At 62.8% G+C, this 19,281-nt stretch carries 20 protein-coding genes; 7 read left to right on the top strand and 13 right to left on the bottom strand.

The window, feature by feature from the left end; genetic code table 11:
• Positions 1 to 38 precede the first annotated feature (38 nt).
• On the top strand, positions 39 to 584 hold the full coding sequence (locus SynTAK9802_RS02980; protein ID WP_186497197.1) for a bifunctional nuclease family protein: 546 nt from the start codon (positions 39 to 41) through the stop codon (positions 582 to 584).
• Positions 584 to 1,705, top strand: coding sequence for an aldo/keto reductase (locus SynTAK9802_RS02975; RefSeq protein ID WP_186497196.1), 1,122 nt, complete (start codon positions 584 to 586; stop codon positions 1,703 to 1,705). The genes SynTAK9802_RS02980 and SynTAK9802_RS02975 overlap by 1 nt, the downstream gene beginning before the upstream one ends.
• On the opposite strand, the gene SynTAK9802_RS02970 is transcribed toward SynTAK9802_RS02975, so the two are convergent.
• The 5 genes from SynTAK9802_RS02970 to topA are packed head-to-tail and all read right to left on the bottom strand — an operon-like array spanning position 1,679 to position 7,637.
• On the bottom strand, positions 1,679 to 2,692 hold the full coding sequence (locus SynTAK9802_RS02970; RefSeq protein WP_186497195.1) for a substrate-binding domain-containing protein: 1,014 nt from the start codon (positions 2,690 to 2,692) through the stop codon (positions 1,679 to 1,681). The two genes, SynTAK9802_RS02975 and SynTAK9802_RS02970, sit on opposite strands and share 27 nt — an antisense overlap.
• Positions 2,689 to 3,888 (bottom strand): nicotinate-nucleotide--dimethylbenzimidazole phosphoribosyltransferase, encoded by a 1,200-nt coding sequence (locus SynTAK9802_RS02965; RefSeq protein WP_186497194.1) that lies wholly within the window; start codon positions 3,886 to 3,888, stop codon positions 2,689 to 2,691. Before SynTAK9802_RS02965 ends, SynTAK9802_RS02970 begins: the two co-directional genes overlap by 4 nt.
• Positions 3,860 to 4,513, bottom strand: coding sequence for a DUF2232 domain-containing protein (locus SynTAK9802_RS02960; protein ID WP_186497192.1), 654 nt, complete (start codon positions 4,511 to 4,513; stop codon positions 3,860 to 3,862). The genes SynTAK9802_RS02965 and SynTAK9802_RS02960 overlap by 29 nt, the downstream gene beginning before the upstream one ends.
• Positions 4,510 to 4,938 carry a hypothetical protein gene (locus SynTAK9802_RS02955; protein ID WP_186497190.1) on the bottom strand — a complete coding sequence of 143 codons (429 nt, stop codon included), beginning with the start codon at positions 4,936 to 4,938 and terminating at the stop codon, positions 4,510 to 4,512. Before SynTAK9802_RS02955 ends, SynTAK9802_RS02960 begins: the two co-directional genes overlap by 4 nt.
• Entirely contained in the window at positions 4,938 to 7,637 is a 2,700-nt protein-coding gene (topA, locus tag SynTAK9802_RS02950; RefSeq protein ID WP_186497188.1) for a type I DNA topoisomerase, read from the bottom strand. Before topA ends, SynTAK9802_RS02955 begins: the two co-directional genes overlap by 1 nt.
• A 111-nt stretch (positions 7,638 to 7,748) precedes the next feature.
• Between topA and SynTAK9802_RS02945 the strand changes: the two genes are divergently transcribed.
• The 4 genes from SynTAK9802_RS02945 to SynTAK9802_RS12745 are packed head-to-tail and all read left to right on the top strand — an operon-like array spanning position 7,749 to position 10,695.
• Positions 7,749 to 9,320, top strand: a complete 1,572-nt coding sequence (locus tag SynTAK9802_RS02945; RefSeq protein ID WP_186497957.1) for an NAD(P)H-quinone oxidoreductase subunit N — start codon at positions 7,749 to 7,751, stop codon at positions 9,318 to 9,320.
• Positions 9,313 to 10,011, top strand: coding sequence for an ABC transporter ATP-binding protein (locus tag SynTAK9802_RS02940; protein ID WP_186497186.1), 699 nt, complete (start codon positions 9,313 to 9,315; stop codon positions 10,009 to 10,011). The genes SynTAK9802_RS02945 and SynTAK9802_RS02940 overlap by 8 nt, the downstream gene beginning before the upstream one ends.
• A 19-nt stretch (positions 10,012 to 10,030) precedes the next feature.
• Complete coding sequence (locus SynTAK9802_RS12750) at positions 10,031 to 10,291, top strand: response regulator (protein ID WP_370586373.1); 261 nt, start codon at positions 10,031 to 10,033, stop codon at positions 10,289 to 10,291.
• 26 nt (positions 10,292 to 10,317) lie between these two features.
• On the top strand, positions 10,318 to 10,695 hold the full coding sequence (locus SynTAK9802_RS12745; RefSeq protein WP_370586372.1) for a winged helix-turn-helix domain-containing protein: 378 nt from the start codon (positions 10,318 to 10,320) through the stop codon (positions 10,693 to 10,695).
• Positions 10,696 to 10,725: 30 nt separating this feature from the next.
• On the opposite strand, the gene SynTAK9802_RS02930 is transcribed toward SynTAK9802_RS12745, so the two are convergent.
• The 5 genes from SynTAK9802_RS02930 to SynTAK9802_RS02910 all read right to left on the bottom strand — a co-directional run bounded on the left by SynTAK9802_RS02930 (position 10,726) and on the right by SynTAK9802_RS02910 (position 14,756).
• Positions 10,726 to 11,574 carry a M23 family metallopeptidase gene (locus SynTAK9802_RS02930; RefSeq protein ID WP_186497184.1) on the bottom strand — a complete coding sequence of 283 codons (849 nt, stop codon included), beginning with the start codon at positions 11,572 to 11,574 and terminating at the stop codon, positions 10,726 to 10,728.
• 73 nt (positions 11,575 to 11,647) lie between these two features.
• Positions 11,648 to 12,415, bottom strand: a complete 768-nt coding sequence (locus SynTAK9802_RS02925; protein WP_186497955.1) for a biotin--[acetyl-CoA-carboxylase] ligase — start codon at positions 12,413 to 12,415, stop codon at positions 11,648 to 11,650.
• Positions 12,416 to 12,422: 7 nt separating this feature from the next.
• On the bottom strand, positions 12,423 to 13,613 hold the full coding sequence (locus tag SynTAK9802_RS02920; RefSeq protein WP_186497182.1) for an aminotransferase class I/II-fold pyridoxal phosphate-dependent enzyme: 1,191 nt from the start codon (positions 13,611 to 13,613) through the stop codon (positions 12,423 to 12,425).
• Positions 13,600 to 13,926: a thioredoxin gene (gene trxA, locus SynTAK9802_RS02915; RefSeq protein ID WP_170950537.1), complete on the bottom strand. Its 327-nt coding sequence runs from the start codon at positions 13,924 to 13,926 to the stop codon at positions 13,600 to 13,602. The genes SynTAK9802_RS02920 and trxA overlap by 14 nt, the downstream gene beginning before the upstream one ends.
• Positions 13,927 to 13,982: 56 nt before the next feature.
• Entirely contained in the window at positions 13,983 to 14,756 is a 774-nt protein-coding gene (locus SynTAK9802_RS02910) for a PspA/IM30 family protein (RefSeq protein ID WP_186497180.1), read from the bottom strand.
• A gap of 64 nt (positions 14,757 to 14,820) precedes the next feature.
• Between SynTAK9802_RS02910 and SynTAK9802_RS02905 the strand changes: the two genes are divergently transcribed.
• Complete coding sequence (locus SynTAK9802_RS02905) at positions 14,821 to 15,342, top strand: DUF721 domain-containing protein (RefSeq protein WP_186497178.1); 522 nt, start codon at positions 14,821 to 14,823, stop codon at positions 15,340 to 15,342.
• Between the two features lie 11 nt (positions 15,343 to 15,353).
• On the opposite strand, the gene SynTAK9802_RS02900 is transcribed toward SynTAK9802_RS02905, so the two are convergent.
• From SynTAK9802_RS02900 to SynTAK9802_RS02890, 3 genes are read right to left on the bottom strand one after another with little or no spacing between them, the layout of a single operon-like run.
• On the bottom strand, positions 15,354 to 17,207 hold the full coding sequence (locus SynTAK9802_RS02900) for a glycosyltransferase family 39 protein (RefSeq protein WP_186497176.1): 1,854 nt from the start codon (positions 17,205 to 17,207) through the stop codon (positions 15,354 to 15,356).
• Complete coding sequence (locus tag SynTAK9802_RS02895; RefSeq protein ID WP_186497174.1) at positions 17,182 to 18,291, bottom strand: glycosyltransferase; 1,110 nt, start codon at positions 18,289 to 18,291, stop codon at positions 17,182 to 17,184. Before SynTAK9802_RS02895 ends, SynTAK9802_RS02900 begins: the two co-directional genes overlap by 26 nt.
• On the bottom strand, positions 18,288 to 19,229 hold the full coding sequence (locus SynTAK9802_RS02890; RefSeq protein WP_114988229.1) for a DMT family transporter: 942 nt from the start codon (positions 19,227 to 19,229) through the stop codon (positions 18,288 to 18,290). The genes SynTAK9802_RS02895 and SynTAK9802_RS02890 overlap by 4 nt, the downstream gene beginning before the upstream one ends.
• Between the last annotated feature and the right edge of the window lie 52 nt (positions 19,230 to 19,281).

Genomic DNA, 19,281 nt, shown 5'->3' with positions numbered 1-19,281 from the left:
ACTCTCTGGCCATAATCGGATAGAGCCGCGCCGCCGACATGGTCGAAATGAGCGTCGCCGGAATTGCCCTCGATGCCGCCAGCCGCACACCCATGGTGCTGCTGAGGGATCCCAGTGGCCGCCGTCAGGTGCCGATCTGGATCGATCAGGCGCAAGCCCACAACATCATGGCCGGACTACAGGGGGGAGAACCACCACGCCCCCTCAGCCATGACCTGATGGCAGCACTGTTGGTGGCTGGGGGGCTCGAACTGGAACGCGTGATCGTCCACGCGATTGAAGACAGCACCTTTCATGCGGTGTTGAAGCTGCGACCCGATCTGGACGAAGCCGAGTTGACTGAAAACGAAGTGCTGGAACTGATTGAAGTGGATGCCCGACCCAGCGACGCCATTGCGCTGGCGATCCGCACGGGCAGCGGCATCTGGATGCTGGAAGAGGTGGTGGTGGAAGCCTCGATACCGGTGGATGCGGAGGCGGATGCGGAAGATCAAAGTGCCTTCAGCCGTTTCGTCGACGACCTCAGCCCTGCGGCCTTGGTGCGCCATCTGCGCAACCAAGACAGCGAGACGCCCTCGGAGTAGTGAACACCCGCGCCTTCGGCAGCGGCCGCCCCGTCAGCCTGTTCACCCTCGGCACGATGCGTGCCCTGAACTCGGCGGCCCAGATGGCCGAGGTGCTTGACGCGGCAGCGGCAGCTGGGATCAATCATCTGGAAACCGCCCCGGCCTACGGACCTGCGGAACGTTTTCTGGGAGAGGCCCTTCGCCAGAACAGCCTCACAGGGTCTGATCACTGGGTGATCACCAGCAAACTGCTGCCAGGGCTGAGCTTCGAGGAAGGACAACGCCGCCTTGATCAGATTCTGGAGCGACTGGGCTGTCCACAGCTCGACAACCTCGCCATCCATGGCATCAACCGGGAGGAGCATCTGGACTGGGCCCTGGTGGGTGATGGGTCCAGGCTTCTGGACTGGGCCGTCAGCAGTGGACGCGTCAGCCAGGTGGGCTTCAGCAGCCATGGCAGCAACCCGCTGATCGATCGGGCGCTGCGCAGCCAGCGCTTCAGTTTCTGCAGCCTGCACCTGCATTGGCTGGATCCCCAGCGTCTGCCCCTGGCCCGTTGGGCCCTGGCGCACGGCCTCGGAGTGATGGCGATCTCCCCTGCCGATAAAGGCGGTCGCCTCCAGGCCCCCAGCCCAACACTGGTGGCGGACTGCACCCCCTTTGCCCCCCTCGAGCTGGCCTACCGGTTCCTGCTGGCACAGGGCATCAGCACCCTGACCGTTGGCGCCGCAGCTGCAGGGGATCTTCAACTCGCCGCAACCCTGGCGCAGGGGAATGGGCCCCTCAGCCAGGCCGAGCAACAGGCTCTGGTCACGGCAGAGCTTCGGCAGCAGGAACGACTTGGCCAGGAGCATTGCAAGCAGTGCCAGGCCTGCCTTCCCTGTCCGAACGAGGTTCCGATCCCCGAACTCTTGCGGCTGCGCAATCTGGCCATTGGCCATGGGCTCACCGAATTTGCGCAGGAGCGCTACAACCTCATTGGCCGTGCTGGTCACTGGTGGGAAGAGCACGACGCCTCCGCCTGTGAACGCTGTGGGGAGTGCATTCCCCGTTGCCCGCATCACTTGCCCATTCCTGATCTGCTGGCGGACACCCACCAACGCTTGAAGGCTTCACCGCGACGGCGGCTCTGGAGCTGAATCACGCCAGCGCTCTTCCAGGGCGCTCCGGTCTTCGGGCAACAGCGGTGGCAGCGACCAGCAGCGCGACCAGGTGACTGCGGACGGAAAGAGCAGAGGCCGCAGACGCGCCGATAGGGCGTTCTGGTCCACCATCAGCCCTGGCGATGCAATCGGAGCCCGCCATCCCTGCTGCACCAAGCGGCGACGCAGGGGATCCCGCCATCCCTGCTCGACCCAGCGCTGGGGAACCGGTTCACGACTGGCCTCCGGCCTAAGCAGAACAGTCCAGTGCAAGGGGGCGCCGGAGGCAGGCAGGATCGCCCGAAGACGGGGATCCCGCCCCAACAGAGCGATGCAGCGGCTCAGGGGAAGAACCACCACCTTGGCCTCACCCTTAAGCAACCAGTTGGTGGCTTGACGGTCGTCATAGGTGAGGGCCTGGCGACGCAGCGCAGGCAAAGCCCGGCCTCCGCCCAAATGGTCCGCCAGGCTCATGACCAAGCGGGGGCTTGCGGGAAGCACCACACGCCCTGCCATGGCGGAATCCAGCAACAGGGGCCACCCCTCCTGGGTCATGGCCGCGTCATCCCGCAGCAGCATCACCCAGGGGCTGACGGCCAGCGGCAACACCCGATCCTGAAGAGCACCGAGGCTGGCCAGCAGAGCCTTGGCCTGACCATCCAACTGGCTCAGGAGCGGTTCAGAGGCAATGGGCTGGAGCGTGTCCGCTGGATGGGCATCAAGCCATCCATCACCGATCACCAACACATCGGCACGCGCCTGATCCGCCGGCCTCCAGTCCTGCTGGGCTGGAGCCAGCGTCAGGCTCCATGGCTTGGGCAAGGCATCAGCCCACGCTTTCGGCACAACCCCAGCCGGAGCCATCAGGGTAGGCACGGATGTCGTCGGACGACAGCCCGCCAGCAGCACGGTTCCCGTCGCCCCGATCATCTGGAGCACTTGGCGCCGGCGCAGGGGACCCAACCGCTCTCTCCAGACGTTCATGGGCTTGACGTTACGGGGCGGCTGAGCAGCTGCTCCAGGGCGTGCTCACAATCCAGCACCAGATCGGCACACGAGCATCCACGCAACTGGGCGAGCAGCAAAAGAGCGCCTGCCCCCACCCCTTCTTTCACATAGCCCCGTTCGTAGTCCCTTAAGGGTTGATGGGTGCTGCTGTGAAAACGCACGCCGCAGGCCAGAACGGAGAGGGCAGAGGCCAGATGGCTCGCAGTGGCATCCACCAGCCCGCCGAAGGGGGACTGACCTGCCAGATCCGCACCCTCATCAGCGAGCCAACCGGTAGTGCCGATCAGCACCTGGGCCGCCAGCTGGTCCCGCTGACGGGCGGGCAAAGCCTGCATCGCCAAGGCCAGAACAGCCAGCATCTGGCAACCGCCCCCCAGCAACAACGGTTGTCCCGCGGACACCGCACCCACCACCACCCCTGCGGTGAAGGCCTGAAAAGGATCACCAACAGCAGCCAGGATCTGCTCGGCCGAAGGATGCGCACCAAGCGAAGCCCGCTGAAGCCCTCGGACAACGAGATCTTTCTTGAGTTGCTGCGGCGGATGAAGAGCACTACCGCTGATCAGATGGGCAACCTCCACGCCGAGGGCCGTCAAAACCGCTTGAGCGGTTGTGGTGCCCCCTGGAACACACTCCGCCACCACCAAGGGGCGTTTCAACCCCCGCCCCAGCAGCTCTCCCTGTCGCCACAAATGCTGCACCCGCGGCAATGGCATCGCCGCACCACTGGAGAGGCAGGCCGAGGGGCCTTGGTCCAGGGGCTCGATGTGCAGGTGAGGAAAATCGGGTTTCTGAGCCAAGCCGAGGGCCGCCACCTGCGGCCTCAACGTCAAGCGTCGCGCCGCGACATGGCTGAGCAGGGCGGGGGAGACGCCAGCGGGCAGAGGCGGCAGAGGCCAACGGCGCTGCCGCGCCGGCCCGTGAATCAGTAGCTCCGCATCAGCCAGGGCGGTGTAGCGCCGCGAAGCCACGGTGGAGCCAGCGGCTGAAATCCCTTCATGCTCAGCCGTTTGTGTGGCCGCCAGAACGAGCAAAAGATCCAGCGGTTGATCGTTGGAGGTCCAGGGACGAAGTGCCGCTGCGTCCAACCTGCGTGCACCGAGACCTCCCAGCTGCTGGCAGCCCTCAGGCAACACCGAGGCTTCAGAGGGGATCGAGGGCAATGAGTCCATGCAGCAGCCTCGGGGGCTCCGGAATCGGTGATTTCAGGCGGGGAAAGATCCAGTACGCCAAAGCATGAAGAGACAGCACATAGATGACCTCCTGAACCACCACCAACAGCAACGCCATCAACTGCACCTGGGTGAGATCCGGTGTGATCGGCAGATGCAGTACCGCGATCAAACGCTCGAGCAGAGCGGAACCGGCCCGGGTGATCACGACCCAGAGGTTTTCTCCCACGAGCAACGAAAGCACCAGAACTCGCACCAAAAACCCTGCCGTTCCAAGAACAACGCCCCCCGACCAGCTCAGCCACCAGCTGATCCCCCGGCACCAGCTCCAGCCCAGCCAGAGCGACAAAAGCCCGTAGGGAAACAGCAGCAGCGGTCCACGCAAAGGACCCATCAAGGCGGTGAGCAGCAGCACAGAGAGCAGCAGACCCTCTGCACCGGAACGGTTGCCACGACGCAACTGCAGCAGGATCAGGGGCAAGGGAAGGGCCAGACGGAACAGCGCACCACCTACCGGCAAGTAGTACAGAGCCAACCAGATCAGCCCAGTCGCGGCCGCGAGATATGCCCCCTCAACCAGCCTCAGAGCCTGCTGGCGGCTCAACCGGGGGGTCGCGTCGGTCATGGTTCAACCCGCTCAATCCGTTCCACCGCAAAGCCAACATCCGCCTCACGCAGGGCGCGGGTGACGGCTTCAGCAGGAGCGGCAGGGTCGGCTCCGGCCAAACGGATGGTGATCCGGTAGGGCGCCTGGGGCAGACGTTGGGATGACACCGTCCGCCGTTTTGGCTGCGGAACAGGGTCAGGAGCATCCGTTGCCTCAGGCAGGGAAACAGCCTCGGCCGCCGGCGTGGAGGGGGTCGCAGCAGAAGGGCTGCCAACCGATGGGCTGACAACTGTTGGGCTGGTCTTCACAACCGGTACGGGCGCAGCTGCCTGGGCCGGCCTGGCTTCAGGCACCGCGAAGGAGCGTTCCAACTGTTCAGCGACCGGTGTGCCGGCACAGGCCTGCAGGAGCCCCACAGGCAGCAGCCAAAGCAGACGGGCCATCAGCTGTCAGCCGGCTTGATCACCCGCACCGCACTGGCCCTGAGCCGACCGGTTTTGGTGGTGGCGGGGGGTTTCTTGGCCGCTGGTTTCTTGGCGGTTGTTTTTTTCGCGGCGGTTTTTTTCGCGGCGGTTTTACGACCGCCCTTCTTCGATGCTGCCTTGGCGGCAAGCAGTTCCACCGCTTCTTCAAGGGTCACATCGTCAGCGCCCTTGCCTTCCGGCAGCGAGGCATTCACCTTGCCCTGTTTGACGTACAAGCCATAGGGGCCGTCATAGACCTGAATCGTTTCATCACTGCCCTCCGGCTTTCCGAGGTCCTTGAGGGCGGTGCGTCCACCCCGACCCCGTTTGGGCATGGCCAGCAGCTCAAGGGCACGGCTCAGCCCCACCGCCAGAACATCGTCATCCCCCTTGAGCGATCGGTAATCCTTCTCGCCCTTGCCCTTGTCCCAGACGACGTAAGGGCCAAAGCGGCCAAGCCCCGCCTGAATGCGCCCACCATCGGGGTGTTCACCGAGAAGACGCGGCAAACGGAGCAGTCCGAGGGCATCCTCCAGGGTGAGATCCTCCGGCTTCTGCCCCTTGGGCAGAGACGCACGTTTGGGCTTGGGGTTCTCATCACTCACCTGGCCCCGCTGCACGTAAGGGCCGTACTGACCGAAGAGCAGGTAGACCAGATCCCCCGTTTCCGGATCCTCACCGATGGCTTCGGGGCCGTCGGCCTTCTGTTTGAGGATCAATTCGGCCTGCTCTTCATCCAGATCAGCCGGAGTGATCTCCCGGGGCAAGGTGGCCTTGATCAGCTCTTCCTCACCGTCGTCGCTGACCCGTTTGGCCTCCAGGTATGCGCCGAAGCGGCCGATGCGAACCACGGAGGACAAGCCCTCCAGATCGATGGTGCGGGATGCACCGGGGTCAATGTCCCCTTCCCGTTGCTGCACCTGGTTTTCCAGGCCCTCATCACCCTTGTAGAAGCCCTCCAGGTAAGGCAACCACTGCACCTTGCCGTGGGAGATCTCATCGAGGGTGTTCTCCATTCGAGCGGTGAAGCTGGTGTCCACCAGTTCAGGGAAATGCTCCTCGAGCAACGCCGTCACAGCAAAGGCGGTGAAGCTGGGGGTCAGGGCGTTGCCCAACAGCGTGGCGTAGCCGCGATCCACGATCGTTCCAATGATCGAGGCGTAGGTCGACGGCCGGCCGATGCCTTCCTTTTCCAACATCTTCACCAGCGATGCCTCGCTGTACCGTGCGGGCGGCTGGGTCTGATGGCCAAGGGGCTCAACGGTCTTCGGCTCCGGTGCATCGCCAACACTCAACGCCGGCAGCAACACTTCCTGACCCTCAAGGGCCGCATCGGGATCATCACTGCCTTCCACGTAGGCGCGGAAGAAACCGGGGAAGTCGATGCGCTTGCCGCTGGCCCGGAAACTGGCCTCGCCTGAGCTGAGATCCACCGAGAGCATCGTGAGCCTGGCTTCGGCCATCTGGCTGGCCACGGTGCGCTTCCAGATCAGCTCATACACCGCCAGATCTCGTCCATCCAGACCGGTCTCACCGGGGGTTCGGAAGCTTTCTCCGGATGGACGAATCGCTTCATGGGCCTCCTGGGCATTGCGGGCTTTGGTGCTGAACTGCCGCGGCCCTTTGCTCAGATACTCCTTGCCGTAAAGGCTCTCCACGCAGTTGCGGGATGCGTTGATCGCCTGATCTGACAAGTGAACCGAGTCGGTCCGCATGTAGGTGATGAAACCGCGTTCGTAGAGCCCCTGGGCACAGCGCATGGTTTCCCGGGCTGAGAGGCGCAGCTTGCGATTCGCCTCCTGTTGAAGGGTGCTGGTGGTGAAGGGAGGCACCGGCTTGCGCACGGTGGGCTTCTCCTCCACCGCGTCCACAGTCCAGGCGCTGGTTCGCACGGATTCAGCCAACGCCTTGGCCTCGCTCTCGCTGAGCAGCCGCACGGCACTGCCTGCCTTCAGCCCGCCGGTGCTCTCGTCGAAGTCGTTACCGGTGGCGATCCGCTGGCCACCCACATGGGTCAGCTTGGCCTCAAAGGCACTGCCCGACTGCTCAAGCTGGGCCTTGAGGTCCCAGTAACTGCCGCTGCGGAAGGCGCGGCGGGCCCGTTCCCGTTGAACCAAGAGCCGAACCGCAACGGACTGCACCCGCCCGGCGGAGAGTCCCCAGGCCACCTTTTTCCAGAGGAGAGGGGACAGGGTGTACCCCACAAGGCGATCCAAAATCCGCCGGGTTTCCTGGGCATGGACCAGCTCCATGTCCAGGTCGCGGGTCTGATCCAGGGCCTTGCCGATGGCCTCCTTGGTGATCTCGTGAAACACCATGCGCTTCACCGGTACCTTCGGCGCCAGCAGCTGGAGGAGGTGCCAACTGATGCTTTCGCCTTCCCGGTCTTCGTCCGTCGCTAGGAGCAACTGATCAGCACCCTTGAGGGCGTCCTTGAGTTCGCGAACCGTCTTCTTCTTGTCCTTCGGGACCACGTACAGCGGCTCGAAATCCGCGTCGGTGTTCACACCGAGGTTGGCCCATTTCTGCCCCTTGGCCGATGCCGGAATCTCGCTGGCGTTGTTGGGAAGGTCGCGGACATGCCCCATCGAGGCTTCGACCTTGAATCCCTTGGGAAGGAAGCCACGGATGGTCTTGGCCTTCGTGGGGCTCTCAACGATGACGAGGGTGTGCGCCACTAGCGGCAGGTAAACCGTTCCCCTTCTCTATCGCACCGAGCAGCGCTCTGCATGACCGTCGGCGCGTCAAGCGCCGCTACAGTCGCCCCAGCGCAACGGTTCCAGGCTGCCATGCCCGACATGGGTGCTTTCCTTCTCGCCACCCAGGCCACGGCTGCCCCTGGTGAGCTGCTGAATCTCTCTCTCAACGCCTCCGCCGTACTGCCCGAAGCTGCAGTTCTGCTGGCGATGATCGCCACCCTCTTGGTGGACCTGGCCGGCGAAAAGGTCGCCACACGTTGGGTGCCGCCGATTTGCTACCTGGGCCTGGGGGCCTCTCTGGTGCTGCTGGCCCTGCAGTGGAACGCACCGCTCGAGCCCTCGTTCCTTGGAGCCTTCCTCGCCGACAACCTGGCGGTGGCGTTCCGGGCTGTGATCGCCTTGTCCACGCTTCTGTCGCTGCTGATCAGCTGGCGTTACGCGGAGAAGAGCGGCACACCCGTTGGCGAGTACGCCGCCATCCTCCTCGCCGCAACCCTCGGCGCCATGCTCCTTTGCGGGGCTACGGATCTGGTGAGTGTGTTCATCTCGCTGGAGACACTCTCCGTCGCTAGCTACTTGCTGTCGGGCTACATGAAGCGGGATGCCCGCAGCTCCGAAGCAGCACTCAAATATCTGCTCGTGGGATCGGCAGCCGCTGCTGTTTTCCTTTACGGCTCTTCTCTGCTGTACGGCCTGAGCGGCAGCACCAGCCTCGACACCATCGGCCTGGCTCTGCAAACCAGCACCACACCTCTGGCTGCTTTGGCTCTGGTGTTCGTCTTGGCCACCGTTGCATTCAAGATCGCAGCCGTTCCCTTCCACCAATGGACGCCTGACGTCTACGAAGGCTCACCAACCCCTGTGGTGGCGTTCCTTTCCGTGGGTTCCAAAGCCGCCGGATTCGCCCTGGCCCTTCGCATCCTGGTGGGTTGCTTCGGTGCCTTCGATGATCAATGGAAATTGCTGTTCACTGTTCTGGCGGTGTTGAGCATGACGCTGGGCAACGTTGTTGCTCTCGCCCAGACATCGATGAAGCGCATGCTGGCCTACAGCTCGATCGGCCAGGCCGGCTTCGTGATGATCGGCATGGTCTGCGGCACCGAGGACGGTTTCGCGGCCATGGTTCTGTACATGGCGGCCTACCTGTTCATGAACCTGGGGGCCTTCGCCTGCATCATCCTCTTCTCGATCCGCACAGGAAGCGATCGAATTTCTGATTACGCGGGGCTTTATCAGAAGGATCCCCTGATCACCCTCGGCCTCAGTCTTTGCCTGCTTTCTCTGGGTGGCATTCCGCCAATGCTGGGTTTCTTCGGAAAGATTTATCTGTTCTTTGCCGGTTGGGCGAACCACGAATACCTACTGGTGGTGGTTGGCCTGGTCACCTCCGTGGTGTCGATCTACTACTACATCTCCGTCATCAAAATGATGGTGGTGAAGGAGCCCCAGGAGGCCTCCGATGTGGTCAAGGCTTACCCCGAGGTGAATTGGTCGTTGATGGGGATGCAGCCGCTTCGGGTTGCCCTGATTGGATGTGTGGCGATCACCGCCGTTGGCGGGATCCTCTCCAATCCCCTGTTCCAGTGGGCCAATACAGCGGTTGCAGGAACGCCATTGCTTCAGCAGGCCATCGCCCTGTCAAGTCTGAAGGGTCTTGGCTGAGGCTGTGCAGCAGCCGGTTGCTGAGCTCAGGGGGATCAGCAAGATCTACGGATCTGGTGATCTCGAAGTCAAAGCCCTTGACCAACTGAATCTCACCGTTCACAAGGGGGATTATCTGGCGGTGATGGGGGCCAGCGGCTCAGGCAAGAGCACGGCGATGAACATCCTTGGCTGCCTGGACCGGCCCACAAGTGGCACCTACCGGCTCAATGGGACGGCCGTTGAACTGTTGGATAACGATGCCTTAGCCGACGTTCGCAACCGCTCGCTCGGGTTTGTCTTTCAGCAGTTCCATCTGCTCGGCCACGCCAGCGCCATGGAGAACGTGATGCTCCCGATGATCTACGCGGGGGTGCCCAGGGAGGAACGGATCGAGCGTGCCCAATCGGCCCTACGCCGCGTTGGTCTAGCGCAGCGTTTGGAGAACAAGCCCAATCAGCTCTCCGGAGGGCAGCAACAACGGGTGGCCATCGCCCGGGCCATCATCAACCGCCCCAGTCTGTTGCTGGCGGACGAACCCACAGGGGCTCTGGACTCCAGCACCACCGCAGAGGTGCTGGAACTGTTTGATGAACTCCACCAACAGGGCATCACCCTGGTGATGGTGACCCATGAGGACGATGTGGCGGCCCGAGCACAACGCATTGCTCGCTTCCAGGATGGTCGGGCGCTCACTGGATGCCCACAATGAGTGCAGTGCCCCTGCGCTAATGGAGGAGACCCCCAAGGCTCTTCGTGTTGCAGTCGTGGAAGATGATCCGCGCATTCAGCAGCTGATCAGTGCTGAAATCACCGATGAGGGGCACGCCTGCATCTGCTTCGGGTCCGCAGAAGACTTTCTCAACGAAGCCGGCTCCGATCGTTTCGATCTGCTGCTGCTGGACTTGATGCTGCCAGGCATGGACGGCTTGGCCTGCCTGAAACAGCTGCAGCTCCAGGCCGCTTCCCAGCCGGCGTTGATGATTACCTGATCAAGCCATTTTCCATCGACGAATTAATGGCGCGCCTGCGGGCCATGCACCGCCGCGCTGCAACATTCTCAGGACCTTTAGGCGGCTCAGACGTCAACGAAATTCTCAAGGTCGCCGACCTCAGCATGAACACGCGTACCCGGGATGTGATGCGGGGAGATCGTGCGATCCGACTGTCTGTGAAGGAATACGACCTGCTGAATTTCCTGATGCGGGGCGCAGGCCGCGTGCTTGAACGCCAGGAAATCATGCACGGTGTTTGGGGAGAAAATTTTTATGGGGACGACAATCTTCTCGACGTCTATATCAGCTACCTGCGTCAAAAAGTCGAACTGGACGACGCGCCAACCCTCATCCACACCGTGCGCGGTGTTGGATTCATCCTCCGGGAACAGACGAACTGACGTCTCTGTTTCGCTCGGCGTCGCCCTGGGCTAGGGCTGATCCCGTTCAAGGCTGCGCAACACCTGGCCGAACAGGAGCGAAACAGGATCGTTGTTGGCACGCATCACGGCGGAAAGATCCAGATCCCCTGGATCAACGGCCTGCCAACCGGTCCGCGAGGGTGTGCGCAACTCGAAATGCAGGTGCGGCCCTGTGCTGAGACCTGTGCTGCCGACGCGGCCAATCACCTCTCCCTGGCGCACCGGCTGACCAGGTCGCACATAGATCTCCGAGAGATGGCCATAGAGCGTGCGGCGCAATGGCTCGGCGTGTTCCAGTTCGATGGCGACGCCATACCCACCGGCAAGACCACTGCTTAAGACCTGCCCCGAAAGAGCAGCCACCACCGGTGTGCCCTCCGGTGCCGCAAAGTCCCGCCCGGCATGCATCAGCCAGCTCCCCAGGATCGGATGCAGACGCCAACCAAACCCACTGCTTTTCAAAGCATCTCCAGCCACCGGGAAAAGCAGTTGACTGTCGCCATTGCCAGGAGTTGGCAGCGGACGGGGCGTGACCGCAAAGACGGATTCCAGCCGAAAGGTGCCGCCATCGCGGGCGAGAAGCGCTGACACGGGAACACGCAACGGTTGGCGGGAGGGAATCAAGCGAACCCGTGCTGAGGCCGGTGCCCCCGGCGGACGCCTGGCCACCCCGGAAGCACAGTCCTGCCGGGACAGAGCACCGGTGCGACAGGCCTCCTCAAAACGGCTCTGTTCGATGGGAACCGCCGCGCCACCGCCCCGAAGCAGCTTGCACTCCTGGGACGTGATCACCCGTTGGCGAACCAGACTATCAAGCGACTGATCAAAACCCTGCGCAGCCGCGGCTGGAATCAACATCCAGATCAGCGCGAACCAAGCCAGCAACGGACAAGACGGCTGTGCTCAGGAATCCTATGGATGGGACACCAACTCAGGGCCAGCGGCGCCAGGTTTCAGTCCTTGAACCCTGACGCAACCGCAGCCCTCCATCCCGTTCAAGGCCAGTAATCCGCCAGATCTGACCGTCTTGAGGATGGACGAGCTGATCGGACCAGAGCCTGGCCTCAACTCCATCGAGGCACCAGGCCCCATCGCCTCCTTCGTCGTGACAATGATCGAAGGCCAGCAAAACCTCCGCCGTCCATCGGATCGGATCCGCAGCCTGCTGCCCTTCAAGCCTTCTCAGAGCAATGGCATGGCCAGGAACTGCATTCCGCACATTCAGGCCCAGGCCGATGCGTAGCAAACGCAGCTGGGAGCCCCGCTGCACCACCCCTGGCAGAAGGCCCGCCAATTTGCGGCCGTTCACGAACAGGTCGTTGGGCCATTTGATCTGAACCGAAAGGCCCTGCCGCTCAAGCCGGTGCACCACCGAAAGGGCCAGCGCCAGGCCAAGCAAGCCGGCCTGACCGGACCCTTGGCTCCGCCAAGGCAAAGCAGCACTGATCCAGACACCACCTGGCGGAGAAACCCAGGCGCGCCCCCACTGGCCGACTCCCCGGCGCTGGTGGGTGGCAATGACGGCGCGAGGTCCCATCAATGAAGGCTGATCGCGCAACCAGGCCCCCAGCAGCTCCTCCGTGCTGCTGCACACAGGCACATGACGAATGGACCAGTGGCGTGCCGAGGCACCAGCGAGGCGGCGATACGTCGCCATCAACCGGCCACCACCGAAGTGTGGGAATCGATGTTGCGGCATGCGTGAATCAGTCATCCATCGCATCCGCGAGACGCGATGCAGCGTCCACCAACTCATTCACTGGCCGTACAAGCGCCATGCGCAGCCACTGGCGACCGCCGCCACCAAACCCAGACCCAGGGGTCAAGGCGACACCACTGCGCTGAAGCAGTTCACTCGCGGCATCTTCATCACTCCAGCCCCGACGATGGGCCGCATCAGGCAAGGGGAACCAGAGGTACATCGCCATCTCTGGACAGGGAACCGACCAACCGCGTGCCCTGAGGGTCTCGACCACACGATCCCGTCGTTCGCGATAGGTCGGATGCAGTTGCCGCGGCCAATCGGGGAAGCGTTGCAAGGCCTGAATCGCACCCTGTTGCAGAGCCAGGCTCTGGTTGAAATCGATGACGGCCTTGGCGCGACGCAGGGCGGCAATCAGCGGTGCCGCACCAACTGCAAAACCAAGTCGGAATCCCCCAAGGCACCAGCCCTTCGAAAGGGAGAAGAATTCAATGCCGCACTCCCTCCAGTTCGGAGCCTGCAAAAGCGAGGGAGGCTCTCCATCCAGGGCAAGATCCACATAGGGGTTGTCGTGAGCGATCACCACGTCATGCCGAGCTGCGATCGCCGTGATGCGATTGAGATCCTCCTGATCCCCCACCCGGGCTGAAGGGTTGTGGGGGTACCCCAAAACGAACAACTTCAGTTGATCCCAGAGCTGGGGGCTGATGGTCGTCAGGTCTGGCCGCCAGTCGTTTTCAGGGGAAAGGGGAAGGGCCGTGGTCCGGGCTCCCGCCAGGTGCAATCCACCGGTATGGGACGGATAACAGGGGTCCAGATGCAAGGCGGCGTCACCCGGATCCAGCACCGCCAGCGGCAGATGGGCGGTTCCTTCCTGGGATCCCACCAACAACTGGACCTCATGATCAGGATCCACGGCAACGTCGAAGCGATGCCGACACCAGTCCGCGACGGCGGCATGAAAAGGCCTCAAGCCGGCTTGAAGGCAATAGGAGCTGCTGCTGGACTCCATGACCGCTGAGGCCATGGAGTGCAACAACGCCGTGGGGGGGCGAAGATCAGAGGATCCGATGGAGAGATCCACCAGATCCGGACGGACCGAAGAAGACGCCTCGAGCCGATAAGCCTGTTTGGCGGCATCAACACGGGCAAAAACAGCGCTGCCCAGTGAGGCAAGCCGCTTAGAGGTTGGCATCCAGGAAGGACTGCAGCTGCGGTTTAGCGATGGCACCTTCATGCCGCGCCACCACTTCACCGTTGCGGAAGAGGATCAGTGTGGGGATGCCCTGAACCTGGTAAGCGTCACGGGTCTGAGGATTGGAATCCACCTCGAGCTTGCCGACGCTGACGCGATCGCCGTAGTCGCTCGCCACCCAATCCATCAACGGAGCGATCAGTCGGCAGGGGCCGCACCAGGCAGCCCAGAAATCGACGAGGACCGTGCCGGAAGCCTTGAGAACTTCACGTTCAAAACCAGCGTCGGTGAAATCGGCAACAGCTCCAGCCAAGGCACTCAAATGACTGAACTGATCCTATGGAAAGCCGGACGACTTTCCCGGGTTGATCAGAGCTTGTCGATGGATCGTTTCAAGTCTTCGAGTTCAGCATCCACCTCTTCCACCTGCACGGGCTTCACGGCCTCGGAGGTCTCAGATGCGGGAAGAGCAACAGCTTCCGGGCCTCCCTTCAGCTGAGCGCGCAACGCCTCGAGATCATCATCAACACCGCCACCGCTTTCCAAAGCCGCGAACTGACTCTCCAGATCAGATCCAGCCAGCTCAGCCGCAGCCTGACCGGTGGCCTCCAGGGCCTCCACCTTTTCCTCCATCCGCTCGAAGGCCGCCATGGCGGAATCAGTGCCGATGCTGCCAACGGCACTTTGCAACTGCTGCTGGGCTTTGGCCGCCTGGGCCCTGGCCTTGAGCATGTCCTTCTTGGTCTTGGCCTCAGCGATCTTTCCTTCGAGGGCAACCAGACTCTTCTTGAGCGATTCCACCTGGCCGTCTTGGGCCTGCACCTGGGCCGTCAGCGAGGTTGCCGTCTCCTGGAACGTCTTGCGGCGGGTCAATGCTTCCCGAGCCAGGGATTCCTCACCCTTTTTCAAGGCCAGCTCAGCACGCTCGAACCAGGTCTTGGATTGAGCTGCAGCCTGCTCAGCCTGGCTGGTCAGTCGCTTCTGACTCGCGATCGCCAGGGCGACGGCCTGCCGCAACTTGACAAGATCCGCCTGCATGTCAGCGACGGATTGGTCGAGGATCTTGGCCGGGTCCTCCATGCTGCTGACGGCAGCGTTGGCGTTGGCACGAACCAGCCTGCTAAGCCGATCAAAGAAACCCATGACTTGGCCTCAGACGCGCTGACATTAGCGAGGTTCCTGCAGCAGTTCTGCCTAGGATCAACCCATGGCGGTTGCACCTGAATCCCAACGGCGTCGCCTTCCGGGCCTGGAGCTGCTGCAGTCAGCTGCGCCAGCACCGGCAGAACCCTTGAAAACCTGCCTCGGCGCACTTCAGAGGGAGTGGCGCAAGGACGACCATCTGGCAGCGCTCTGGCAAGACTGGCCGAGAGTTGCGGGAGCGCAACTGGCACCGCACTGTCGCCCCTTATCGCTGCAACGCGGGGTGCTGACCGTGGGAGCCAGCCATCCTCAATGGCGCCAGGCTCTCCTCTACAACAAGCCTCAACTGATCAGCGCCCTGCACCAAGCCGGCCACGCGGTGCGTGATCTGCGCATTCAGCAACACCACTCCCTCCAATCCCCTGTGCTGGAGAGCGAAGTCAGCATTTGGGCCAAACATCCGAGCCGCACCGATGTGCATGGCATGGGGACATGCCCGGACTGTGGCCGACCAGCGCCCAACGGAGAAATCAAGCTCTGGGGGCACTGCGGTTTTTGCCATCGCCAGACCTTGTCGCCCTCTTAAGGCTCCACAACTCAATACCGCTCCGGGCGCGGCTCCTCCCAGTCGGCATCGACGCCATCGGCCATCAGGGTTTGTGCCCGTTGCTCAAGGCGAGTGCGGTCCAGACGCCAAACGTCGTAGATCCCGATCTGTCCCAGCAGCTCAGGCTGCAGATTCCTCCAATAATCCCGTTCTGCCGTTCCGCGATCGATCAGCACCAGCACGGTTCTGGAGGCACCGGGGCTCCCGAGGGGATATCCACTCCAGCCGCGTCGCTGTTCATGGGCCAGGCGATCCGCAATGTTGACCAACGCCCCATCGGATTGGCCTTCGTAAAGGATCACCTGGCCTGTGTAGAAGTGCAGCGAAGGCTTCATGGCGCCAACCATGACCATGGGCTCTCCACGGCGCTGCTGCGACAACATCAGTGAGGCCGCGTCACGCACGGGCTGCTGACGCAGACGATCGGCGAGTTCAGCGATGGGAACCAGAGCCGTGAGATGAAATCCGAGCAGACAGCCCTGCATGGCCAGCAAGGCTTGAGCAGCAGCACGACGCTGAAGCAACAGACCGGCTCCAAGCACGGCTGCAGCGCCGAACCAGACCGCAGCCCACTTCAACAAACCGCTGGCGAGCAAATCCATCGACAGCGTCGGCATCTCCGGATCCTCGATCAAGGGAACCCAGAGCGATCCCAGCCAGAACCCAGCAGCCAGGACGGCGATCAAGGCCAGGCAAGTTGCCCAGGCCATCCGTTGCCAGCGCGATGAGCCCACCTCGGAGCCAACCGTGGAGCCCACCGTGGCCTGGGCCACCAACAGGGCCGCCGCGGGGGTGGCGGGCAACCAATAACTCGGGAGCTTGGTGGCTGCGGTGGTGAACAGCAGCAGCACCGCCAATAGCCAGCACGCTGCGAATTGATGCAACGAATGCTCCGGAGCGATCCCAGATCGGGGCACCCGTGCCAGGCCAATCAGCAGGTAGGGCGTGAAGGGCAGGGCAGCCACGAGCATCACCGGGCCGAAAAACCACCAGGGCTGCAGGTGATAGTTCACCACGGAGGTGAAGCGTTGAAGGTTGTGGTAGCCGAAAAAGCTGTCCCAGAAGGGCTGTCCTTCCACCAGCAACTCCAGGGCATACCAGGGAAGGCTGATCAGAGCGGTGAGCAGCAACCCTGGCAGCGGGCGCAGCCGCTGCCAGGGTTGAACAAGATCCCGTCGCAACGCTCCGAACATCAGCAGAGCGAGACCAGACAGCACCACAGCAACAGGCCCCTTGGCCAGCACGGCGAATCCGAGAATCACCCAGGCTGGCCACCAGGCCACCTCTTGGGGGGCGGCAAAACGCCTCCACTGCAACAACAGGCTGAGACCCAACAGACCACACAGCAGGGCATCACTCACTGCGGTGCGGCTCCAGACGAGCACCAGCGGCGAGAAGGCAAAGGCCAGCGGTGCGATCAGTGCCGTCAAACGCGGACGCGCATCGCCGGGGAACGGCCAGCGCAGCACCGTATCGGCGAGGCCAAGCATCAGTCCGAGCGTGGCCAGGGCGGAAGGAAGCCGTGCCGCCCAACTGCCGAGAGGATCCCAAACCTCGCGGCCGGGCAAGGCATAACCGAACCCCATCAGCCAGTACACCAGGGGCGGTTTGTCGTAACGGGGCAAGCCGTTCACCCGAGGCGTCAGCCAATCGCCAGTGTCAGCCATGGCCCGTCCGGCTGCGGCAAACAACGGCGGAGTTTCATCCACCACACCGGTGGATCCCAACCGCCAAAAGGTGACAACGAGTCCAAGGGTCAGCACAAGTGCCAGAACCTGGCGTCGCTGGCGTCCTGAAACATTGACCGACAAGGGACCCTCAGCTCCTGCGGTTGATGCTGACATCCGCCGTCAGTCCTGTTCGAACCCACGCTTCAACACGCTGACTGAAGACCTCACAGGAGGCGTGCTCTTCAGCCCAGCTGCGGCAGAGGGAGCGCTCAATGCTGTCGACGCGCCGAAGCGCCTCCGTGAGGGCAGCAACATCGTCGGGCGGCACCAACCAGCCAGTGCGACCGGAACAAATCAGCTCCCCCGGTCCACCACGGTCATAGGCGACGACCGGAACACCACAGGCCAGGGCTTCAACCACAACATTGCCGTAGGCCTCATTCCATTTCGGTGTGTTGATCAGAGCGCGGCAGTGGCCCATCTCCTGCTGCAGCTCCTGGGTCGATCGAAATCCACGCCAGTCGATCGTGCCCTTGGGAACACTCGACTCCACCTGCCGCGCATAGGCGTCGTCCTCACGCAATCCCCAAACCAAGAGCTGTTCACCCAGGGCGGCAGCGGCAGCAGCAGCATCCTCCAGCCCCTTTTCCGGAGCGATGCGGCCCGCCCAACCCAGGGGGCCATCGGTTGGGCGCTGAAAGGTGTAATTGCTGAGATCAAAACCGTTGCCCACAACACTGGGCGGAGAAGGCAGCCGGAAATCAGCGGCCTGGCGGTGGGTGTGAAAAGCAAGGCGACGGGAATCCCAGGCGGCGACGGCTTCGATCACATCGCGCATCACCGCAGCCACATCCCCCATGCTCACAAGATGAAAGAGCCTGGCGCTGACCCGTTGCGTCAGCCACAGCGGCAGCCAGTCGTAGCCACCGTTAATCACGGCGTCGGCGGACTGACCCACATCGAGCGCGGCCTCCCAGAGAGCCGGCAGAAGCCCATTACGGGGAATTTCGACCGGCGCATGCTCGGCGGCGTGCTGCCAGCTGGGCTGGTTCACACCCTCCACCTCCAGCAACTCAACTCCGCTGCAGTCGACGGGGAGCGTGGAGCCCTTTGCGGCCACAACCGTGACCCTGTGGCCACGCCGTACCAACCCCTGCACCAAGGATCGGAGGGTGAGCTCCACACCTCCACCCTCGCCACTACCGAGGGCCCCGATGGGCGTGTTGACGATGACGAGGTGAAGCGGCGACTCCGTCATGAGGAGGGGTCCGCAAGCGGTAGCGGCTCCCAGAACCGGCGACGTTGACTCACAAAGATCACCGACACGAGCACCATCACAACACCGATCCACTGGAGCAGATCAAGGCGCTCTCCCAGCAACCAACCACCGGTGGCCAAGGCAAACACAGGGGTGAGAAATCCAAGGCTGCTGAAACTGGTGAGATCGCGCTGATTGGCGAACCAGAAGAACAATCCGTATGCCAGGGCGCTTCCGAGCAAACTTGCGTACCCCATGCGCGCCCAGTCCGTTGCCGTCCAGACCAAGCCGGCATCCGTGCGCTGCAGGGCATGAACCCCGAGCAAGGGAAGTCCCCCCAGCACCATGTGCCAGGCCGTAACGCTGACCGGATCACTGTGGCGTGAGGCAAAGCGAATCAACACCGTCCCAGCTGCCATGGCGACGGCCGCAAGCAACATCCAGCCCTCACCGGGCTGAAACAACTGCTGCACCACCGGCGGGTCAGCCAGCAACCACCAATGTCCCAACAGCTCAGCCGGTAGGCCGATGCAGACGATTCCAGCCAAACCGATGGCCAGCCCCATCCAGCCGATGGGATTGATCGACTCCATGAACAACGCGCGTGCCATCAGGGCCACCAACAGAGGTTGGCAATCAATCAGGACGGAACCGAGACCCGCGCCTGTGCCCTCCAACCCCCGCGCCAACAGGCCTTGAAACAAGGTGGCATCCACCAGGGTGAACAGGAGGAACCAAGGCCGATCACGGGAATCGATCGCCAGGCCTCGGCCGGTGCACTGGCCCCAGAGCAGAAGAGCCAAACCGGCGGGCACAAGGCGCAAGCCAGCAACCAGCCAAGGCCCTGCGCTGGCGAGCAATGGGGCCATGGCGGTCATCGCCGTTCCCCAGAGCGCGAAGGGCAACACCATCAGAAACCAGAGTCGCAACGACGGCATGGATGGGCGCTGGGGTGCTCTTTTTAAGATCTGGAGCGATGCAGATGCGCAA

Source organism: Synechococcus sp. TAK9802, assembly GCF_014279535.1.
Lineage (GTDB): Bacteria > Cyanobacteriota > Cyanobacteriia > PCC-6307 > Cyanobiaceae > Parasynechococcus.
Note: the sequence above shows the minus strand (reverse complement) of the source record. Positions and strands in the feature narration are given on the sequence as shown.

What these genes read in the sequence shown, in the direction of transcription:
- SynTAK9802_RS02980 (WP_186497197.1), top strand. Translation starts at nt 39, where the DNA reads ATGGTCGAAATGAGCGTCGCCGGAATTGCCCTCGATGCCGCCAGCCGC.
- SynTAK9802_RS02970 (WP_186497195.1), bottom strand. Translation starts at nt 2,692, where the DNA reads ATGAACGTCTGGAGAGAGCGGTTGGGTCCCCTGCGCCGGCGCCAAGTG.
- SynTAK9802_RS02965 (WP_186497194.1), bottom strand. Translation starts at nt 3,888, where the DNA reads ATGGACTCATTGCCCTCGATCCCCTCTGAAGCCTCGGTGTTGCCTGAG.
- SynTAK9802_RS02960 (WP_186497192.1), bottom strand. Translation starts at nt 4,513, where the DNA reads ATGACCGACGCGACCCCCCGGTTGAGCCGCCAGCAGGCTCTGAGGCTG.
- SynTAK9802_RS02955 (WP_186497190.1), bottom strand. Translation starts at nt 4,938, where the DNA reads ATGGCCCGTCTGCTTTGGCTGCTGCCTGTGGGGCTCCTGCAGGCCTGT.
- SynTAK9802_RS02945 (WP_186497957.1), top strand. Translation starts at nt 7,749, where the DNA reads ATGCCCGACATGGGTGCTTTCCTTCTCGCCACCCAGGCCACGGCTGCC.
- SynTAK9802_RS12750 (WP_370586373.1), top strand. Translation starts at nt 10,031, where the DNA reads ATGGAGGAGACCCCCAAGGCTCTTCGTGTTGCAGTCGTGGAAGATGAT.
- SynTAK9802_RS12745 (WP_370586372.1), top strand. Translation starts at nt 10,318, where the DNA reads ATGGCGCGCCTGCGGGCCATGCACCGCCGCGCTGCAACATTCTCAGGA.
- SynTAK9802_RS02930 (WP_186497184.1), bottom strand. Translation starts at nt 11,574, where the DNA reads ATGTTGATTCCAGCCGCGGCTGCGCAGGGTTTTGATCAGTCGCTTGAT.
- SynTAK9802_RS02925 (WP_186497955.1), bottom strand. Translation starts at nt 12,415, where the DNA reads ATGCCGCAACATCGATTCCCACACTTCGGTGGTGGCCGGTTGATGGCG.
- SynTAK9802_RS02920 (WP_186497182.1), bottom strand. Translation starts at nt 13,613, where the DNA reads ATGCCAACCTCTAAGCGGCTTGCCTCACTGGGCAGCGCTGTTTTTGCC.
- SynTAK9802_RS02910 (WP_186497180.1), bottom strand. Translation starts at nt 14,756, where the DNA reads ATGGGTTTCTTTGATCGGCTTAGCAGGCTGGTTCGTGCCAACGCCAAC.
- SynTAK9802_RS02905 (WP_186497178.1), top strand. Translation starts at nt 14,821, where the DNA reads ATGGCGGTTGCACCTGAATCCCAACGGCGTCGCCTTCCGGGCCTGGAG.
- SynTAK9802_RS02900 (WP_186497176.1), bottom strand. Translation starts at nt 17,207, where the DNA reads ATGTCAGCATCAACCGCAGGAGCTGAGGGTCCCTTGTCGGTCAATGTT.
- SynTAK9802_RS02895 (WP_186497174.1), bottom strand. Translation starts at nt 18,291, where the DNA reads ATGACGGAGTCGCCGCTTCACCTCGTCATCGTCAACACGCCCATCGGG.
- SynTAK9802_RS02890 (WP_114988229.1), bottom strand. Translation starts at nt 19,229, where the DNA reads ATGCCGTCGTTGCGACTCTGGTTTCTGATGGTGTTGCCCTTCGCGCTC.